Below are 19,661 nucleotides of genomic sequence, written 5' to 3' on the forward strand. Positions count from 1 at the left end.
TGAAATGATCTGTCTTCAATTGCCAGTTCATAGAATGTTTCGGGAGCATTCAAGACTTATTAGGTTTAAGGTCCATGATCACTTGCGGAATTTCACTGTACAGTTGATTTCGTAGATCACGAGCATAATCTATCGCCGCTTTACCGGATGGCGTCAATTCAAAATATCGCTTAGGCCTTCCACCCCGATCATTGGTTACTTCCCCTGCACGAGAAGTCACGTAACCTTTTTGTTCCAACCTTTTAAGAGCTGACTGCAGCGCACCAACGCTTACCGATCTCTTCAGGCGCTCTTCAATCGAGAACTTTATGGACACACCATAAGCCTCATTGTAAAGCACTCCTACAGTCAACAAAACAATTTCTTCAAATTCACCTAACTGGTATTTACCCATGGTTATTTCCTAATTGCAGTATTGATGCAAGGCTAAAGAAAAAATAGGTTATTTCCTAATTGTAGTTTTGCTATTCCTATTTGTGATCTGTTTTAGCTGGAATCAATGGAAGCATAAATTCCTTACTATTTTCTCTTAAACCCTTCCTTAATCACCTCTTCAGCAGGTTTTCCTTGTGGGGTGAAGTCGAATTGCAGATCCTTGGTGAGTGCTTCGAAATCGCTGCGGTATTGCCAAAGGTGTACACCAGCAAACCAGTGTTTGGGCCAAATGGTCTGAAAGAATGCCCGATAACAATTGGATTGGGTTTCAAAAGAGACTTTCATCTCATCCATATTTTCGTACTCCATCCATTCCCAGGGTTTTTGGGCACTGTTAGGTGTACTCTTATAACCCAGTTCTGTGAAGAGTACTGGACGCCCCGACTTCAGATGAATTTTTTCCAAAGCAGGGATATGTCGTTTCCATCCTTCTGCAATCTTAGCTACATCCGGATTTTCATGGTCGCATAATGGGAAATACGCCTGAACCCCTACATAATCCAACTGATCCCAAAAGGTGATGCCTTCAAACTCCCGGTACCAATTGGCCGCATAGGTTAATTTTCCTGAAAATACGGTACGGACTTCTGTGATCAACTCACGCCAATATTCAGGCTTCTCCAGGGTAAGGCGGGTAAGTTCAGCTCCTACACAAAACATCTCTGCACCTGCGGCTTCTGCCAGGCGTGCATAACGCAAAATGAAATGGCGATAGGTCAATTTCCACTGCTCCCAACTTTCATCATCAGCAGGATAGATATCAGAACGCCACTTCCCATCAGCTGAAGTACGCATCCAAATGTGAGGCTTGACGAATACCTTGTAACCGGCTTCTCGGGTGGATTTGATCTGCTGCAACCAGCGTTCATTCCTACGTTGCATCCTCGCACTATCGCCTCGATGATGAAATACTTCGGAACTCGCAATGCCTTCCTGGTAGCCATAGGGCACAAGCGTGACCCATTCCACATGATCCTTTGCCAGGAATTGAAAATCAGTGGAATCCATGCGTCCAAACACATGAGCTCCACGCTGCTTGTCTTTCAAGGATACCTCAACTTTTGGATTGCTCTCAGCGGACCTTTGCTCTAATGAACAAGCAACTGTCAGCAGGCTTAACAACAGCCCGTAAAGGACATTCCTTTGATTCGATGTTTGACTTTTCATGCCTCTAGTTCAGCTACTTTTTCGTCAATGACTTGTAGGGCCAGATCAACATCCGTCAGATGGGTACGAAAGGACACCACCGCGCAACGAATCACGTAATTTCCATGAAGCACGGTAGAGGAGAGAAAGACCCTTCCATCTTCCATGATGAGCTTGACCAACTTTTCATTGAATGCATTGGCCATTCCTGTTTTAGGTAAATATCGAAAATATACAACGGATAAATCTGGAAAAGGCCCCACTTCAAAACCCGCTCTTTTTGAGATTTCGACATGGAAATACCGGGCCAAATGGATCTTTTCAGACAGACAAGCTTTGAATGGCTCCAAGCCGTAAAGCTTCAGAGGAAGCCACATGCGCAATGCCCTAAAGTGTTTGGTCAGTTCCGGTGAAAGATCGGCTGGCGAGATCTCCTCCGCTTCCAACGTATCCTGCATGTAGTTTGCCATGTAGTAATGTGACTGGTACAGCTTGCGCCGATCCCGGATCACCACAGCTCCTATCCCGTATGGGATAAACATACTTTTGTGCGGATCCATGACCACTGAATCGGACAATTCGATACCTTTCAGTTGCGCCTTTACTTCTTCGGACAGCAAGAAAAACCCTCCATAAGCTCCATCAATGTGATACCAGCAGTCATATCGTTGGGCAATCTCCCCGACTTCTTGAAGCGGATCAATCACACCCGTGTCCGTCGTTCCCGCTGAAGCAATGACCAGCCAGGGTTTCAAACCTTCGGAAATATCTGACTTGATTTGATGTTCCAGGGCATCGGGTCTGAGTTTAAAATGTTCATCCAGCGGCACTTGCCGGATGATCGCCTCTCCCATTCCAGCAATTCGAAAGGCCTTGTTCAGACAGTGGTGCATCTGCTCCGATACATAAATCACCGTCCGTTCAATGTCCCGCCCTTTGATATGGTGCGCATCTCTGGCCGTTACCACAGCCGTAAGATTTGCAATACTCCCTCCCGAAGTTAGGTTGCCGGCAAAACCCTCGGGATAACCAACCAAATCTCCCATCCATTGGATCAGTTGATTTTCCATGCGGACGCCACCTGGAGAAGCAAAAAACACACCCTGATACTTGTTATATACCGCCGCGATATAATCTCCTAATGCCCCCAGGTAGATTCCTCCTCCGGGGATGTAGCCCAAGTGCCTGCCAGAAGCGGCATTAATGCCTGGAAGTTCCAGTTCATCTTTCACCTTTGATAGAAGGTCTTCCCATCCTTCTGGTTCCTTTAAAGGACGTTCATAAGTTCTTTTCCCAGTTTCATCTTTGCCGTAAACTGGAGAAGTTCCAATTTCTTGAAGGAAATCTTCGGTGATTTTTAGCACACTTTCTCGCAATGAAGCTCTATCAATCTCATTCGGAGAAAGGACGGCACTCTCTTTTTCCAGCGCTTGAATGGTAGCAATCAAACTCATGTTGCAAGTATAAGCAACTCAGTAAATGGGAAGTTTAGTTGTGTGTTTAACGGTATTGAGGACAAACATGCTCTTGATCTCTCGTACATTGGGAATCGCCGCCAATTTCCCGGATGAAAACTCATGGTAGTGATTGAGATCTCTCACCATCACCTTGAGCAAAAAATCATTGGCACCGCCCATCAGATAGCACTCGATCACTTCTTCCAACTCACGCACATCCTCACGAAAAGAGTCAATCAAGCTTAACTTCTGACTATCCAATGAGACCGAACAAAAAACCACCATTCCCTGGATCAGGTCTTTGTTCAGCACGGCAACAAATTTCTCAATCAACCCCTCTTTCTCGTAGCGCTTGATCCGCTCGTAGATGGGAGTCTTCGTGAGGTTCAATGCTTTGGACAGGTCATTGATATTGGCCCTTGAATCTTCTTGTAGGTTTCCCAGTAATTTGACGTCAATTTCATCCAGTTTCATAAGCGGAAATTTTCCTTTTACGCGTGCGTACCTTATTCAAAAAAGTAAAATAATCTAAAATTTTAACTATTTCAGGAACAATTACCAATATTTCATCCAACAACAATACACAGTTTCATTAAATCTAATTTTGAGGAAAAAACCCCCAAACGCATGAAGCCCGAAAGTCTAATGATGTCCCATGGTTTTAAGCCGGAATTATCTGAGGGAGCTATAAAACCACCCATCTTTCAAACGTCTACTTTTGTATTCAAAACCGCTGAAGAAGGGAAAAATTTCTTCGAAGTAGCCTACGGCCTTCGCGATCAGGAACAAGAAGAAGAACTCGGCTTGATCTACAGTCGCATCAACAACCCCAACCTGGAAATACTGGAAGACCGACTTTGTCTCTGGGACCGTGCAGATGCTTGTGCTGTATTTGAAAGTGGCATGTCCGCCATTAGCACTGTATTGTTGGAATTCCTCAAACCCGGAGACCTCCTCCTTTACAGCATGCCAACCTATGGCGGCACCGATCACTTCATCAATCACTACCTGAAGTCCACAGGAATTGACAGCATCGGCTTCCTACCCGGAACCCCTAAAGCAACCCTGATTCAAATGATCAAGGAAAGCGGAAAAGCCGATCGCTTGCGAATGATCTATCTGGAAACTCCTGCCAATCCTACCAACGATCTGATTGACATCTCTATGTGCAAGGAAGTGGCGGACTACTTCAGTAAGCAGGAAAAAGTACATGTGGCGGTCGATAACACCTACATGGGGCCACTATGGTCTCATCCCCTCGACCATGGTGCCGACCTGGTTTTGTATTCAGCCACGAAATACATAGGAGGCCATAGCGACCTCATTGCAGGTGCAGTACTTGGCAACGATGAGTATATCGGACGAGTGAAAGTGCTGAGAACATTCCTCGGAAATATGGCCAGTCCACATACTTGTTGGCTTTTGATGCGAAGCCTCGAAACCCTGAAAGTGAGGATGGAACAACAAGCGTACAATGCACAATGTATTGCTGATTTCCTATCTACTCAATCCCTGGTAAAAAAGGTTCATTACCTGGGGCATCTGGATCAAACTTCGACGGATTACTCAATTTATCAACGACAATATCTTTCACCTGGAGCTATGATCTCTTTTGAAATTGAAGGTGGCCAAAAAGCTGCTTTTGAATTCATGAATCAGTTGAAATTGATCAAATTGGCTGTGAGCCTGGGAAGCACTGAAAGCCTGATCCAGCACCCGGCAACCATGACCCATGTAGGAGTGGATGCTGATTTGAAGATGAAATTAGGAATCAATGATGACCTGATCAGGCTTTCCGTGGGTGTAGAGCACTTTGAAGATCTGATCAACGATATGACAGCTGCTTTCGAACTGGTGACTACCAATGAAACTGAACTGATGGCTACCTATTGAATGCCAGAAGTGACTGGAAAAATGATAATAGGGCTGCCTTGGGGGTGGCCCTTTTTTGTTTTGTCTTACTACTCGAACTACGATTAAAGTCGCCTTTCTATGAAATGCTCTCAACACCAACTAATCATCGTTTTAATAGGCCTATGGCTTGTTTCCTGCTCACCGGCCTATGTCCCCAACAAAGTCAACACGGGACTTTTTACGGAAGAAGGAGAAATGCATGGTGAAATTGCTACCGGTGTAAGCGGATTAGATGTTCAAGTAGCCGCCGCTGTTCCCGGAAATCTGGTCGTTACCGCCAATGCGAGCTTGAAAGATCGGGATTTTACAACTTCTTCCTTTGAGGAAAATGACGATGATGTGATCGTCATCAATGACAACAAGAAACATCGTATCTGGGAAGCAGGCCTGGGCTATTATCACATCGCCGAAGATGGATTGCGACTGGAGGCAATAGTAGGTTTTGGCCACGGCAATCTTGAAAATGTCGAGACCAGCCTTTTTGGTCCCATCAACAACGGTGTTCAAATCGATGATGATACTTTCATCACCTCTAGCACATTTAATAAAGTTTTCATTCAGCCTACCATCGGCTATTCCAGTGAAAAGTTTGATGCCGGCTTCACACCCAAAATCGCTTTCGTCAGGGTGAACCTCAATGATCAACAATTCCGTGACACTTTCTTCGAACCTACAGCTACGCTCCGATTTGGTCATAAAAATGTGAAATTCACGGGACAATTAGGATTAAGCCTTCCCATGGACGAAGAAGTTGAGTTCTCTCATGAACCCTTCATTTTTTCTGTAGGAGTCATGGCTGACATCAATGTATTGAAGTTGGGAAAGAAAGGCGGAGACTGAATACTGCACCATCATTTAACGACATGAATATCCAGCGTCCATACTAAGACATTACCTCGAGTTTAGCTATTTTCGAGTTAGTTGAACATCGCTAGTTACTCGCTGTATGATACGTATGATCTTTGTGTTGGGTATCCTGACATTCGCTTGTCCCACCTATGCCCAATTTGGAAAAAAACTCAAGAAGTTTGGTGAAAAGGTCCAGCAACGGCTGGATCAGGAAGTGAATGCATTGTCTGACGACAGTGATGAATCCGAAGCTTCCAGTGACAGTACTAATGGCACCTTTGTGGGGAATCGGATCGCCGAGCTTAATGAACTACAAGCCAAGCAACTTCGTAAGGATACTTCCTATTACAATTACACCCTCGCACAAGCCGAAAAAGTGGCATTTTTCGATAGCCGTGATGATGAACAAAACCTGGTTTTGGCGGCCTCCAAAGGTTACCGCGAATACCTGACCAAAGACGCCAAGCCGCTTCGACATGAAAAAGCCTTCGATTTCAATCGTATTGGCAGCAAGGTGCTAACGGTCAACAAATCAGCGGCCTTGCTCAATTTCAATCTGGCACTGAAGACCTATATTGATCCAAAACAGCTCAAAACTTTCTTTAGCAACAATGAGAACGAAGACATTGGCTCTCTACTGCCGGCAACTTTGAATGACTCCCTGACTATTGCTGATCGGTATGCGCTTTGTAAGACCTTCATGAATCTTGGCATTTACTACCATTCCCGAGGCCAATACCTGCATGCAGAGCAATTGAATCGGGCCATCCTACCTTTCATTGCTGAAAACCTGGGAAGCACCAGCCTGGCTATGGCCTCCACCTACAACAATCTGGCGTTGATCGAACGCGACCTGGGCAATTATGGTGAAGCCGAAGAATACCTGGAACGGTCGATCGCGCTCATACAGGGTCGGCGAAATGAAGAAAAGCTGGATCGGGCAGTGATCCAAAACAACCAGGCCATGCTCTATCAGGAAATCGGGCAATATGATCGTGCCCTGGAAACCATGGATGACGCGCTGGCCCTTGCCGAACAACACATCAAGAAAAAGGGAGATGATTACAGCAAACTTCAGATCAATAAAGCGCTGATCTACAAATCTCAAAGGCAATTTGATGCCGCAGAGTCTTTATTGCTTGAATTGAAAAAAACCAAAGAAATGCGGCTCGGCAAGCGACATCAGGACTATGCGGACATAGAGAGTTTGCTGGCAGCCGTCTATATGGGACAAGGCAAAACCGAACAAGTGGAATCACTCTTAACTCATGCACTGGACATCTATAAAAACAAGTTTTCCGTAAGTCATCCGGCTTACACCAGTACTTTGAGGTTGCTGGCACAATTCTATTTCCTGAACGACTCCTATGAACAAGCCTGGATAAAAAGCAAGGAAGTATTCAATCTGGTAGCTACCAATTTCGGAGAGCAACACCCGGATTATCAACGTATCCAGGAGGATCTGGCGGTGATTGCCTGGAACCAAAATCAAATGGATTCAGCCTTTCACTATTTTCATGCAGCTAATGATTTGAAGCTGGAACAACTCAACAAGTTTTTCCCAGCGCTCAGCGAAAATGAAAAGTCCAAGCTCTGGGCAAAACTTCGCCCCTCGTTCATCAAATTCTACGCCTTTGCGAGTGAACATGGATCCTCCGAAGCCATCGAGGAAATGTACAACATCCAGCTGGCCATCAAAGGCATATTGTTAAGCTCTACCACTAAAATGCGGCAGGAGATCCTAAATAGCGATGACGAATCACTGAAAAATGACTACCTGGAGTGGACGTACCTGAAAGAAGAGTTGGCCAACTACTATACCCTGTCGAAACAAGATCTAGCAGAGCAAGGCATCAACCTGGATTCCATCGAAGGAGTGGCCAATGCCCTGGAAAAACGCATGAGTTTGAATAGTCAGGCTTTTGCCGAAGCCAGCAAACTCACCTCGATGAATGTAGCCACGCTTACTTCCACTTTAGGAAATGACGAAGCAGCAGTCGAGATCATACGGTTCCCCGCCTTTAAGAAGCAATTTTCGGATGAGGTAAAATATGCTATTCTGGTATTGGATAAGGAAGGGATCAAACATATCGTCCTCGAAAATGGGGTCGCTATGGAGTCGAAACTGGCAAGCTTGTATCGCCGGTCCATCGAATTTAAAGTAGCGGATAATCGATCCTACAGCAACTTCTGGAAACCCGTTGCGCCTTTGGTCACGGACAAAAAGACCATTTACTTGTCCATGGATGGCATCTATAACCAAATCAACCTGAACACCCTCCTCTTACCGGACGGATCTTATTTAGGAGATGAAATGCTCCTCATTTCTGTGTCAAGTACACGGGACATAGAGAAAGTCAATAAGACCAGCAAACTAAACGACAAATTGCTCATGTTTGGCTTTCCGGATTATGGCGGTACAGGCAAAGTGGCTGCTTTGCCCGGTACCAAAGCGGAATTGGAAGAGATCAATAAAATTGCCCGCACAAAAGGCGTAAAAACGGAGCAGTACCTGCAAGCACAAGCCAATGAAGCGAAATTTAAATCTGCCACCGATGACCCTGGCGTATTACACATTGCTACACACGGTTTCTTTTTAGACGACCTCCCTGAAAACGATGAAGTGGTCTATGGTGTTGAGATCAGTAAAGCCAAAGAAAACCCCTTGCTTCGTTCTGGTCTGATGTTGGCGGACGCTGAAAATACCATAACCAATGCCAAAGAAGTAAGTAATGCCAACAATGGCATCCTTACCGCTTATGAAGCCATGACGCTAGACCTGGACGAAACAAAAATGGTCGTGCTAAGTGCTTGTGAAACGGGATTGGGTGAAATCCAGGCAGGTGAAGGAGTTTACGGACTCCAACGAGCTTTCCAGATTGCCGGAGCCGAGACCATCATCATGAGCTTATGGAAAGTAAACGATGAAGCGACCCAAAAACTCATGACACGCTTTTACGATGAGTGGCTAACTACTGGAGATAAATTCGCCGCCTTCAAAAGTGCACAACTCGCGATTCGCGAGCAGTACGAAGAACCTTATTATTGGGGTGCCTTTGTGATGTTGAATTGATACCCAAAATACTTATTACTCAATAACCGGACTTTGCTATGTCTTACCCTGGAAAAGAAGAAGTTAAGCACCTCAATCAACTCACCGAAGCCCTGTTTAAGGCCATTTCTTTTGACGCGGGTAGTGAACCGAACATTAGCGGGATCAAGGGCCTGTTTATAGACAATGGCCTGCTGATCAACTGCAATGAGGACACACCTAAAGCACTGCCCGTAGACCAATTCATCGAGCACTTTCATGAACTCTTTGAACAGCAGCATATTACAAGTTTGCATGAAGTAGAAGTTCATCACAAAACCAAAATCTACGATCACATCGCACATCGGTACAGCTTCTATGAAGCAAGAACTACTCCTGATGGGGAACCGTTTGCAGTAGGGATCAATACCTTACAATTCGTAAAAATCGGCTCGGAATGGAAAATCACTTCCATGGCCTGGAATGATGACAATCGTGGAGATGGTTTTTTCGAACGGACGATGGCTTGTATCCTTAAATAAAGAAATTTGAACAATAAAGTTAATTTCTAATACGCACTGATAAGGTATCTAAGTCTCCGTAGTTCTCAATATTAGTATCGTAAGCAAAAATCCTTCGCAAAGTAGATAAAGAACTTAAAGCGCTTAAATCAACAATTTGTGTATCCATTATTAATAGCGTTGTAAGGCTTTGAAGGCCATGTAAAGAAGTAATATCATCTACCGCAGTACCATTCAGATTAAGATGATCTAAATTATTAAGATTTGAAAGAGCATTTACATCTTCAATATTTGTGAAATTTAAATTAAGAAACTCCAAATGATTTAGGTTAGACAAAACATCTATATTTCTAATTTGTGTACTTCCCAAATTAAGGTGTTTTAAGTCATTAAGACCTGACAAAACATCTATATCTTCAATACTTGCACCTTGCAAATCAAGATGAACTAAGCTTTTTAGTCCAGACAAATTATGCAAACCCTCAATGGTAGCTCTGTTAACACGGAGATATTCCAGCTTACGAAGATCACGCAAAACATCCATATGAAAATAGTTTGTACTTAACTCTAGATGTTTTATTTCTTTTAAGGAAGCTAAACCATTGAAATTCACATTATCAAAAGGCTTTGAGAAGATTAATGATCTCAAATTATGAACGTCGGATAACTCTTCTAAGGCTCTTAATAACGCGATACTATCCAATTCCGAATTTAATTTAGCTGAAATTCCATCTTCAAAAACTCTTGTTTCAAAGCCATAAAGCTGTAGATTATTCAAAGCTTGATAGTGCGCACTATCTCTATAGATTGGTAAAAGAGTGAAAACGGAAATAAACCAAATCAGTAAAGCAATAGGTCCTATCCAGAAAGTCGTTTTATGCAACTTAGGTCTCTTCCATTTAAAAAGAATTTTATAAAGGAGTTGCGCTATAAAATCGTGTGATATTTCCCAAATTCCAGCCACCCGATCAATTCTGCGGACTACACCTGTAGATGCTAGGCGAATCATAAAACCTTCTAGAAAATTATGTTTTAACCCAGTAGCAGCTTCTAACTCCAATAAGGATACGGGTTTCTTGGTACCAGCATCACTGATCATTTGTTTAAGAATTAATCCTGATTCTTCCTTGATGTTCTTGTTATTAATTATCTCCTCTAAGTATCCCCTCAACATGGCGCCAGGTTCCATACTTTTGGGAAGTCGACCTAAATACCTTTCGAGAACCACCCCATACATGTTCAGTGTAATTGGACGGATTAACCCCCGAATCCCTTCAATAGCTTCGGCTTCCCTTGCAATACTGTAAATAAGCTCCTCACTAATCTCAAGCCCAGATTTTTTCAAAAATTCTTGCGAAGCGCGAAGTGTAAATAACCCAACCTGAAACCAGTTCTTTCCCTGCTCAAGTGCAGGCATGTGTACATGATTCAATTCTGGCAAATAATCGCTCCTAAACACCAACAAAATGGTCACATTATCAATTGGGCTTTCCACAAGCGATACCAGTAAATTCTCAAATTCCAAGCGGCCTTCGTGATCGTGTAGGATTAAAAATTCCTCAAACTGATCAAAAACAAGCAATATTCGGCCAGTGGATGACATTGCAGATGCCTGCTCCAATAATTCCCTCGGGTCATTCTCTTTACCTTTCTTTTCTGGTATATGCTTAAGTTCTATTAGCCTTTTAATCAAAGCTTGAACTGGATCGTGGTACCCCCTTATTTCTACTATTCGGAAAGCAGGATCTAGTTCTTGAAGCTTTGGAATCACATAAGCTTTTAATAGTGACGATTTACCGGTACCTGACTCACCACTTAGGTATAGGATTGATTGATTTGTTTCTGTTATCCAATTCAAAACCTGCTCATGGTGACCGTCAGCTCGATTGAAATCATCAATATCTTTTTCGCTATATGGAACAAGTCGGAAATAACCGGGAGGAGGAATAGATCCATGCACCGCATAGTCCACCACTCTTTTCTTTCTTCGCTCCCGCCGCCATGCCGGATAAGTATCAGTGAATACGGTTAGACAAATTGGTATTCCAGCAATAAGGATTGCTTGCCAATTCTCAAAATTATATTCTGAAACAAGTTTTTGATATCCTGCAACTAAAGCCGCTACAGCTGCCAGATAAGTGGTAAAGCGAGCAACCCTTGATAAGGTGATTTTCAATGTATTATCAACCCATGTATCTTTATTGGAAGTATCAGCCATAGGAATTGTCTGTTAAAGTTGATTTTAGAAATATCTTTAAGACACAAAAACATAACAGTTATTCAAAATAATTTATTAAGGCATTATTAACAACTTTAATAAACATCATGAAATGTTTTTGACTCTTAAAAAGAATAATCTGTCATGTTTAGTCAATACTTCCATGGCCTGGAATGATGACAAACGTGGAGATGGTTTTTTCGAGCGGACGATGGCTTGTATTCAAAAAGCAGATTAATTGAGATGATATCTTCAAAAGAGTTTATCGAAAGCATTCAGTTTTCCCGAATCGAGACCTATTCACTTTTCAGAAAAGAGATTTATAAAGCTTCCATCTGGACAATGATTGCAGAGCGTGAATCTTTGCAGAAAAAGCAGGAACAACTTGGCTCGCTCACCAAAGATGAAGTCTCGAGGGCTGGAAGAACTCATGGAATTGAGTCATCCCTCGCAAGTGTTGATGGACGAAAAAGGAAATTTTCATCCGTCCTCAGAATTAATCACTTCTTTGTCAGCAAATAGTCTTGAGGTAAAAAAGCTAATGGAGATCCTGAAAATCCCGGCGGTCAATATCCCTGAATGAATGTGTATGCCAACCTACAGGGATGCCATTGCTTTCTATGATAAATCGGATCAAGTCATTGCCACTCTAAATGTCTGTCTCGGTTGCGATCGTATGTGTACCGCTTCAGAAGGGATTGCTGCCGATGAACGAATTTATGACTTGACCAGGGTATTTTTCCTTGATTTAGGTCACCCCATTAGTGACGATGAGCGTTGACTTTGTGCTGTAAATTTTCTTTTTCAAAGACCACATTGCACAATACTTAGGTTTTAGCAAATACTTTCTCTATATTCGCGGCATCAAACGAGACGATGAATCTTTTTGTCTTTCGGACATAAGGATTTTTAATACCTCGGCCCAGGTGAACATCCACGACCCACCTGGTCATTCTTGCAATCCCGAACAGTCAATCAGGCACAAGGCCCAACCGCACTGCTCCAGGAAGAACAGTATGGTTGAAAAACACATCATCGCCACCTCTGGTGTTGAGGCGGGGATTTATTGCTTAATTGATGCAGAATACCAATTTCAAGAAAAGAAAACCTTCTCAATCGAGAAGACGTTCGGGTGGCGAACAATCATCAGGAAACAAAAGAAGATCTTACGGAGAGCGAAATGAGTTCCGCTCAAACCGATCTCGTCCAGATCGTGACAACTCAGAACGAGGTGAAAGAAAGCCGAAAAATCACCGTAAGCCACATAGAGGACAGGATAATGCACGTGGTGAAAGATCATTTGATCGACCAGAAAGAGATCGTCAGGTTCCTGATTGGGCCCTCGCCAAACAAGCGCGTCGCAAATCATCTCGAACGGAGGAAACACCGGTAGAAGGCGAACGCAACGAAAAATTCCAGCAGAAAAAATCGCGTCCTTCCAGAGATCGTTATGAGGACCAACGCCCAAGACAAGAGCGTGAAAAATTCACACGAGACCGTTTTGGTAAAAATAAAAAGCGACGAAATGATCGCTCCAGAAAATCCTCAGGTAGAGACTTAAGTAAGTATATTCACACACCAGGTGAAAGTAAAGAAAAGGCCGCGGTGTATGAGCCTAATCATTCTTTCGAAGATTTTCACGTGAATCAGGAATTACTACAGCGGATCAAGCAGAAAGGTTTTAAAGCTCCATCAGAAATCCAGGACAAGGCCATTCCTGTACTCTTGCAAGGTGACGATCTAATTGGAATTGCAGGAACTGGAACCGGTAAAACAGCGGCTTTTCTTATTCCAATCATCGACCGTTTGTTGGAAGAGCCTGAAGACCAAAGCGCATTGATCATCGCTCCTACCCGTGAATTGGCCAGCCAGATCAATGATGAATTCCGTTCTCTGGTGAAAGGATTAGGTATCTATTCCACTTGCCTGATCGGAGGATTGTCTGTCAGAGATTCGATACAGGCACTGAAGAGAACCAATCACATTATTATTGGAACCCCAGGTCGTCTATTGGACATGCATGATCGAGGATTGTTAGATCTGGAAAACTTCGAGACACTTGTCCTCGACGAATTCGACCGAATGCTCGACATGGGATTTAGTGACGAGATGCAGATGATCAACAAAGAAATGGTAAATAAAGAGCAAACCATGCTGTTCTCTGCCACGGTGGATCCTTCCCAGAGAAAATTGATTGATGAAATCGCAGGCGCCGCTGAGGAAGTTCAGGCAGCTATGAATACGCAAAAAACGGATGCGATTCATCAAGATGTTCTGCGTGTAAACGGTCAGGATAAGTTCCAATTGATGCTCGATCTGATCGTTGAACAAGATGAAGAGAAGGTCATTCTGTTCTGCGAGACGAAAAGAAATGCTGACGAAATGCTTAAAAAACTAAAAAACGAAGGCGTACGAGCAGATGCGATTCACGGAGATAAGACTCAAAACGCCCGTCAAACGGCTTTGAGAAAGTTCAAAAAAGGGAATATAAACGTATTGATTGCTACTGACGTAGTAGCAAGAGGCATTGACGTGCCGGACGTTTCATTGGTCATCAACTACGAAATCCCAAGAAATTACACCGACTATGTGCATCGTATTGGCCGAACAGGCCGCGCTGGCAAGACAGGCCGCGCTGTGACGATGGTTAATTAAATCACAAAAGGGATGCATCTAAACATGCATCCCTTTTTTTTACGCCCATCGAATCAATCCCGATAAAACGGGATCGTAACATAGGGATTTCCAGAAGGATCTCTTAGCTGCAGGGTGTGCGTACCAGGCGCAATTGACTTCAGGGAAACATAGGTCAGGTAACCTCGTTGTTTCGTAGGCTCATGGAAATGGAAGAACCATCGATCGGTAGCGATAGCTTCATCGTCTAGAAAAATCTGATAATACCCATCAATGGCTTTAAGTTTTAGGTTGGCCTGAGAAGTCTCGGGGTTGGCCTGCCGCAAAGAATCAAGGGGCTTGTAAGTCAAAATATCTCCTTCTTTTTTGATATTGGCTACCAGAAACAGACGAAGAACATCTCCAGTAATAACATCAGAAGGAATCTGTGCAAATTCCGACGGACGTTCATAATTCTGATTTTGGTAGAAAGCCGAAAAAGCGATTGTTCCACGTCTTCCTTCCCATAGCTCTAATTGGGAAAAAACATCTCCATCATAGAAAGAAGCGTTACTGGCACCTGATCCTATGAAACTGACCACACTGAATATAGCCAAAAAAATGAAGAAGATCCATCGATTAAAATTGGTCACCATGCCATAATAGATCGGCCGATAGAAGCGCGATAGGGTCAGCGCACTGATCAGCCGATGTATGGGCCAGTACACTTTCGCAAACCATTTGTACCTTCGGAAATAACCAAGACTCAGAAAATCGACTAGTCCTATAATTCCCATGGACAACATGATCAGCACATAGACCTGAAAGAGGTTAAAAAAAGTACCCGAGAAACCTATATCTAAGAAGACATAGCTGATCGCAAAAGGAATGATGACTAGTGTTAAGAGAAATAAGTAGCCCCCGATCAAACTCATGAAGAGTAGAAACGAAATACTGAAGAGCAGACTACAAACCTTTTCCAGTCGGATAACTATTTGCTCAAAAGGCAAAATCTTGTCCACCTTATCCTTGAATGGCTCTCTATATGCCAACTTGTCAATTTGGATGCCCTTGGGAAAAGCATAACTTAATCCGACCATACCAATCCACACGCCTCGACAGATCAGATGAAGAATTAATCCTGAAATAAGCCAATAAATGCCCACCTTGAACATAGAAACGAGGTTGTCTACGTCATTGAGGTCACCAAAAATGTTGAGTTTAAAATAGCGTAGCAGATCATCCAACAGAGCAGGCACCCTAAGCATACCCAACAGGACAATACCTGAAAGCAGTATCTCTGGTTCCCAACTTCGTTGTTGCAGGTCGGTCAGCCACTTAGGCACGATCGGATTTTGCTTCTCGCCCATTGACACTAAAACTAACCAACAATGATCAATTTTTTTAATCGTCACCTGTGGATTCCCCGCGATAGAGAAGATAGGCCTTATAGTTTTTTAGTGCTCTGAGGCTAATACTACAAGACCTCCTTTTTATCCTTCCTTGGGAATTTCTCCTAGTGAAAACCAATTCCCAGAATCATCGGAGAACAATGCTTCATAACCGTAAAATTCTTTGGTAGGTGGTTTCTGAAAATGGACTCCTTTGGCTTTCATTTCCTCGTAGGTAGCGTTTAGGTCATGACACTGAAATACGCCAAATCCAAAGGTTCCTTTTTTGATCAATGCCCTTAATTGATCAGCTGTTTCTTTATCCAACACAGGGCCTTCCATGATAGGCATCAAAACAATTTCAAGATCTTGTTGCTCCGGTGGACAAACTGTCAACCAACGCATCCCCGGCCCCATTGGCGCATCTGTTTTCACTTTGAATCCCAGGGTATCGACATAAAATTTGTAGGCACTATCCTGATCGAGGACATAGACACTCACATGGTTCATTCTTGCTATCATTTGCTTCCTGATTTATATATTGATGAAGCAAATGTTGTAAAAGTGTTATTCCAAAACTTCTTGAAAATTGCTTTTCTCGATCCAGCCATTTTGATGAACGAAGCAGGCAGGCACAAAGTGAAAAGGCTTTTCAATCATATCCTTTTTCAGGGCTTTTTGCTTTTTCTGAAACTGTAATGGCTTCATGCCCACGTTTTTCTTGAACAGCCCGCTGAAAGTCGTCAGGCTTTGGAAGCCTACTTTGAAGCATGTTTCAGTCACCGTACTACCCGCCTTCAACATTTCCTGCGCTTTATCTACACGCTTAGAAATCAAATATTTCCTTGGTGTAATCCCATAGATCGTTTTGAAGGTACGGATGAAGTGATACTTTGAGAAGCTCGCTTCATCCGCAATATTGTCTATATCAATGTCTTCGGCAAAATGTTCATCGATGAACATCTTCGCCCGAACGATGCGATGATATAAATAGAATTTCGGATACGACAAAGTCCTTACTTTTCAAGCAAGATAAAGGCTTTTGTCAATTTTTCTGACAAAACGTGGTGATCACTCATTCCTCAAAGACTCCACTGGATTATTGGTCGTCACCTTTCGGCTCTGTATCAATAATGGCAACAGGCTAATGCCAATGATCAGTATCGAACTGACCACTACTCCAACAGAACTAAAGTCCGCAACATATGCGAATTCCTCTTTCCAATTGGCAATCCCAATGATACTCAATGGAATACCAACGATCAAGGCGATCATCATCAAACCTAAAAACTCCTTACTCAAAATCATAAGGATCTGATCGATCCTGGCGCCAAGTACCTTGCGAATTCCAATTTCTTTCACTTTCCGATCCAGGGTCATCGTGAGCAAACCATAAAGTCCGAGCACGACCATGATGATGGACAGGATGGTAAAAATGTTACTGATCTTTCCAAGTCTCAGATCAGCCTGATATTGCTGATGGTAGCTGTCTTCAAGGAAGTAATAATCAAAGTAATTCCCAGGGTAGATGGCATCATATACCTGACGGATATTGGCAATGGCTGTTTCAGATTCCCTGCCTTCAAACTTGACTAGAAAACTGTGCTGCGTACCCATATACGGCAGGAAAAGAATAGGTTCAATGGCATCGTGTAATGACATCTGATGAAAATCATTCACCACTCCCACAATGGTCCAATCCTTTCCATGGAAATTCAACCTGCGACCAATGGAAGCTTCTGCATTTTCAAAACCCAGATAAGGCACAGCAGCTTCATTCATCAGTAATGAAGTCACCAGATTGCCATCAAAATTATGATCAGTAAACTCCAGACTTCTTCCAGCAATGATGTTCAAACCCAAAACTTCATCAAATTCATGATCTACGTGAATATTGTTCATGGTTAGGTCTTTCGCTTCAGGGTTACTCAAATTTCTTAACTGAAAAACCCTGCCCATCTGATTACCCGCCATCCGACTAGTGGAAGAAACCATCTTTACACCAGAGACTGCTGATGCTTCATTTTTAAAGCGGTCCATTTTATGGATGAAGGTACTGTCCCAATTCGTCATGGCGGGACCATATACCACCATGGAATGTTCAATATCGAGCCCCAGGTCTTTTTTGATCATAAAATCCACCTGTTGAGATATACCAAAAGCGGCATTGATCAAAATCACGGCCAGTGCAAACTGAAATACCACTAATCCCTTTCTTAACCACCTGGCTTCACCTTTGAGTTTGAACTGTCCGTTGGTAATGTCTGTTGCACGAAATCGAGTAATCAACCAGGCTGGATACAGGGCTACAAACATGACCAACAAGAAGTAAATGACTATGAAAACAAGTACAAAGGGCAGCCCCAAGACCGTATTGTCCAATAAGACATCTATTCCTAATCGAATACCTGTCAGGGAATTGAAGAAGGGTTGCAGCAGCAGCATCATCATCACCGAGAGGCCAAGTGATATGACATTGAACAACAAAGCTTCCGTAATAAATTGAAACATAATCTGCTGCTGACCTGCTCCTACTGATTTTCTAATGCCAATCTCTTTGGCACGCTGCAATGAACGACTGGAGGTCAAATTGATATAATTGATCCACGCCACCACAACGATGAAACAGGCAATGGCCAGCATGATCCAAACCACCTTTCCATCAATGGTCTGTCCGATTTCATACTCCATGGTATTGTCCATGTGCGCGTCAAGCATGGGCTGTAAACTAAATCTTTCGACACCACCAGAAACTTCCCCATCTTTGAAATACCTGATACCAAATTCTTCCAGCTTGTCGTCCAGTGATGCTGGAGTCACTCCCTCAGTCAATCTCACATAATGGTAAAAATCTGACCAGGCCCAGCTATTGTCAGCACCTTTCCCTGCTGATGCGATAAACGTTTGATATGAGATCAGAAGGTCAAACTGCAGGTGCGATTGTTTCGGAGGATCTTTCATGATCCCGGTCACTTTCGTTGGATTGCCGTAAAGATCAATAGATTTCCCAATCATTGACGAAACAGACTCGCCTTTAGGAAGTAATCGCTTCGCAAAACTTTCTGTAAAAACTGCCTGATAGGGCTCACTCAAGGCAGTAGCAGGATCACCATGCAACATGGGGAACGAGAAGAAATTAAGAAAATACTCATCCGCTGTAATATATCGATGCGATAAGTACAACTCCTCTTCAAAACCGATGTAAGCCCGAGAGCTCAAGGTCATGCGTGTATACGCCTCTACCTCAGGGAAATCACGATGAAGCGTCGGGCCAATGGTCGGATAAGTGATGGTTCCTCGTTGGACCAGATTACCATTTTGATAGCGACTATTGACCACACGAAAGATGTTATCAGCCTCGGCATGAAACCGATCAAAACCAGTTTCAAACAATACATACTGAAAAATAAGCAGCGCGACCGTGAGTCCGGAAACCAATCCGAGTAGGTTGATTGTGGCATAGGTGCGGTTGCGTGTCAGGTCTCTCAACGAGACTTTGACGTAGTTTTTAAATAACGACATGTGATTTTGAGTTTTTGACAATTGCTTTTTTCTGAGTCGATGAAAGCGCAAGAAGGCGAGCGCATTAAGGCAGTAGTTGCGATCAGCCTTATCGGGACTTCTGATCTGATCCAGTTCATAGAGTTCTTCCAGGTCCCCAAAAATGGATTCTTTAAGCTCCGGGTGGCAGAGTTTCGTAATCAGGTAAGTGATCAGTCGCCGGATCATTCAAAGGCTACTTTAGGAATGCCATCCCACAATTTTTCCCGCATTCCACGAGAATTCTCCAGTGCTGCCTGACCACTTTTGGTTACTCTAAACAGGAGTTTGCGCTTACCACCTCGCTCAGCGGTAGGATCGCTGTACCTTGATTCAAGGAAGCTCTTTTCCTTCAAGCGCTGCAACACATTATGCACCGTACTAATGGTGATCGACCGGTTGCATTTTTCCTCTATCTCTAGCTTTATCACTACCCCGTATGCATTATCAAAGAGATTGGCAACGACCAATAGCACGATCTCTTCCAGTTCTCCTAAATGTGTTCCCTTCATGGATTTATTTTTTCGACAAAAACGAATTTAATAT

At 43.3% G+C, this 19,661-nt stretch carries 18 protein-coding genes; 8 read left to right on the forward strand and 10 right to left on the reverse strand.

Going from position 1 to position 19,661, the window contains the following annotated elements:
* Positions 1 to 49: 49 nt before the first annotated feature.
* The 4 genes from R8G66_15765 to R8G66_15780 all read right to left on the reverse strand — a co-directional run bounded on the left by R8G66_15765 (position 50) and on the right by R8G66_15780 (position 3,512).
* Positions 50 to 394 carry a helix-turn-helix transcriptional regulator gene (locus tag R8G66_15765; protein ID MDW3193829.1) on the reverse strand — a complete coding sequence of 115 codons (345 nt, stop codon included), beginning with the start codon at positions 392 to 394 and terminating at the stop codon, positions 50 to 52.
* 125 nt (positions 395 to 519) lie between these two features.
* The gene (locus tag R8G66_15770) at positions 520 to 1,602 is read right to left on the reverse strand and encodes a glycoside hydrolase TIM-barrel-like domain-containing protein (protein ID MDW3193830.1); all 1,083 of its coding nucleotides are present in this window, start codon (positions 1,600 to 1,602) and stop codon (positions 520 to 522) included.
* Positions 1,599 to 3,035, reverse strand: coding sequence for an aminotransferase class V-fold PLP-dependent enzyme (locus R8G66_15775; protein MDW3193831.1), 1,437 nt, complete (start codon positions 3,033 to 3,035; stop codon positions 1,599 to 1,601). The genes R8G66_15770 and R8G66_15775 overlap by 4 nt, the downstream gene beginning before the upstream one ends.
* An 18-nt stretch (positions 3,036 to 3,053) precedes the next feature.
* Positions 3,054 to 3,512, reverse strand: a complete 459-nt coding sequence (locus tag R8G66_15780; protein MDW3193832.1) for an Lrp/AsnC family transcriptional regulator — start codon at positions 3,510 to 3,512, stop codon at positions 3,054 to 3,056.
* A gap of 153 nt (positions 3,513 to 3,665) precedes the next feature.
* Here R8G66_15780 and R8G66_15785 point away from each other — a divergent pair, with 153 nt between their 5' ends.
* The 4 genes from R8G66_15785 to R8G66_15800 all read left to right on the forward strand — a co-directional run bounded on the left by R8G66_15785 (position 3,666) and on the right by R8G66_15800 (position 9,374).
* Positions 3,666 to 4,931, forward strand: coding sequence for a cystathionine gamma-synthase family protein (locus tag R8G66_15785; protein MDW3193833.1), 1,266 nt, complete (start codon positions 3,666 to 3,668; stop codon positions 4,929 to 4,931).
* Positions 4,932 to 5,030: 99 nt separating this feature from the next.
* Positions 5,031 to 5,792: a hypothetical protein gene (locus R8G66_15790; GenBank protein MDW3193834.1), complete on the forward strand. Its 762-nt coding sequence runs from the start codon at positions 5,031 to 5,033 to the stop codon at positions 5,790 to 5,792.
* 106 nt (positions 5,793 to 5,898) lie between these two features.
* Positions 5,899 to 8,874 carry a CHAT domain-containing tetratricopeptide repeat protein gene (locus R8G66_15795; protein ID MDW3193835.1) on the forward strand — a complete coding sequence of 992 codons (2,976 nt, stop codon included), beginning with the start codon at positions 5,899 to 5,901 and terminating at the stop codon, positions 8,872 to 8,874.
* A gap of 38 nt (positions 8,875 to 8,912) precedes the next feature.
* Complete coding sequence (locus R8G66_15800) at positions 8,913 to 9,374, forward strand: hypothetical protein (GenBank protein ID MDW3193836.1); 462 nt, start codon at positions 8,913 to 8,915, stop codon at positions 9,372 to 9,374.
* A 19-nt stretch (positions 9,375 to 9,393) separates the two neighbouring features.
* On the opposite strand, the gene R8G66_15805 is transcribed toward R8G66_15800, so the two are convergent.
* The gene (locus tag R8G66_15805; GenBank protein MDW3193837.1) at positions 9,394 to 11,571 is read right to left on the reverse strand and encodes an AAA family ATPase; all 2,178 of its coding nucleotides are present in this window, start codon (positions 11,569 to 11,571) and stop codon (positions 9,394 to 9,396) included.
* A 112-nt stretch (positions 11,572 to 11,683) separates the two neighbouring features.
* On the opposite strand from R8G66_15805, the gene R8G66_15810 reads away from it, so the two are divergent.
* From R8G66_15810 to R8G66_15825, 4 genes are all read left to right on the forward strand, one after another.
* Positions 11,684 to 11,809: a hypothetical protein gene (locus R8G66_15810; GenBank protein MDW3193838.1), complete on the forward strand. Its 126-nt coding sequence runs from the start codon at positions 11,684 to 11,686 to the stop codon at positions 11,807 to 11,809.
* A gap of 165 nt (positions 11,810 to 11,974) precedes the next feature.
* The gene (locus tag R8G66_15815) at positions 11,975 to 12,154 is read left to right on the forward strand and encodes a hypothetical protein (protein ID MDW3193839.1); all 180 of its coding nucleotides are present in this window, start codon (positions 11,975 to 11,977) and stop codon (positions 12,152 to 12,154) included.
* 6 nt (positions 12,155 to 12,160) lie between these two features.
* Positions 12,161 to 12,352 carry a hypothetical protein gene (locus R8G66_15820; GenBank protein MDW3193840.1) on the forward strand — a complete coding sequence of 64 codons (192 nt, stop codon included), beginning with the start codon at positions 12,161 to 12,163 and terminating at the stop codon, positions 12,350 to 12,352.
* A gap of 296 nt (positions 12,353 to 12,648) precedes the next feature.
* Positions 12,649 to 14,226, forward strand: coding sequence for a DEAD/DEAH box helicase (locus R8G66_15825; protein ID MDW3193841.1), 1,578 nt, complete (start codon positions 12,649 to 12,651; stop codon positions 14,224 to 14,226).
* A 53-nt stretch (positions 14,227 to 14,279) separates the two neighbouring features.
* On the opposite strand, the gene R8G66_15830 is transcribed toward R8G66_15825, so the two are convergent.
* The 5 genes from R8G66_15830 to R8G66_15850 form a co-directional block, all read right to left on the reverse strand.
* Positions 14,280 to 15,554 carry a hypothetical protein gene (locus R8G66_15830; GenBank protein MDW3193842.1) on the reverse strand — a complete coding sequence of 425 codons (1,275 nt, stop codon included), beginning with the start codon at positions 15,552 to 15,554 and terminating at the stop codon, positions 14,280 to 14,282.
* Between the two features lie 123 nt (positions 15,555 to 15,677).
* On the reverse strand, positions 15,678 to 16,097 hold the full coding sequence (locus R8G66_15835; protein MDW3193843.1) for a VOC family protein: 420 nt from the start codon (positions 16,095 to 16,097) through the stop codon (positions 15,678 to 15,680).
* A gap of 45 nt (positions 16,098 to 16,142) precedes the next feature.
* A complete protein-coding gene (locus R8G66_15840) occupies positions 16,143 to 16,586 on the reverse strand; it encodes an AraC family transcriptional regulator (protein ID MDW3193844.1) in 444 nt (147 codons plus the stop codon).
* A gap of 60 nt (positions 16,587 to 16,646) precedes the next feature.
* Entirely contained in the window at positions 16,647 to 19,304 is a 2,658-nt protein-coding gene (locus R8G66_15845) for an ABC transporter permease (GenBank protein MDW3193845.1), read from the reverse strand.
* Complete coding sequence (locus R8G66_15850) at positions 19,301 to 19,627, reverse strand: helix-turn-helix transcriptional regulator (protein ID MDW3193846.1); 327 nt, start codon at positions 19,625 to 19,627, stop codon at positions 19,301 to 19,303. Before R8G66_15850 ends, R8G66_15845 begins: the two co-directional genes overlap by 4 nt.
* Positions 19,628 to 19,661 lie beyond the last annotated feature (34 nt).

This window comes from Cytophagales bacterium, assembly GCA_033344775.1.
In the GTDB taxonomy this organism is placed as follows: domain Bacteria; phylum Bacteroidota; class Bacteroidia; order Cytophagales; family Cyclobacteriaceae; genus JAWPMT01.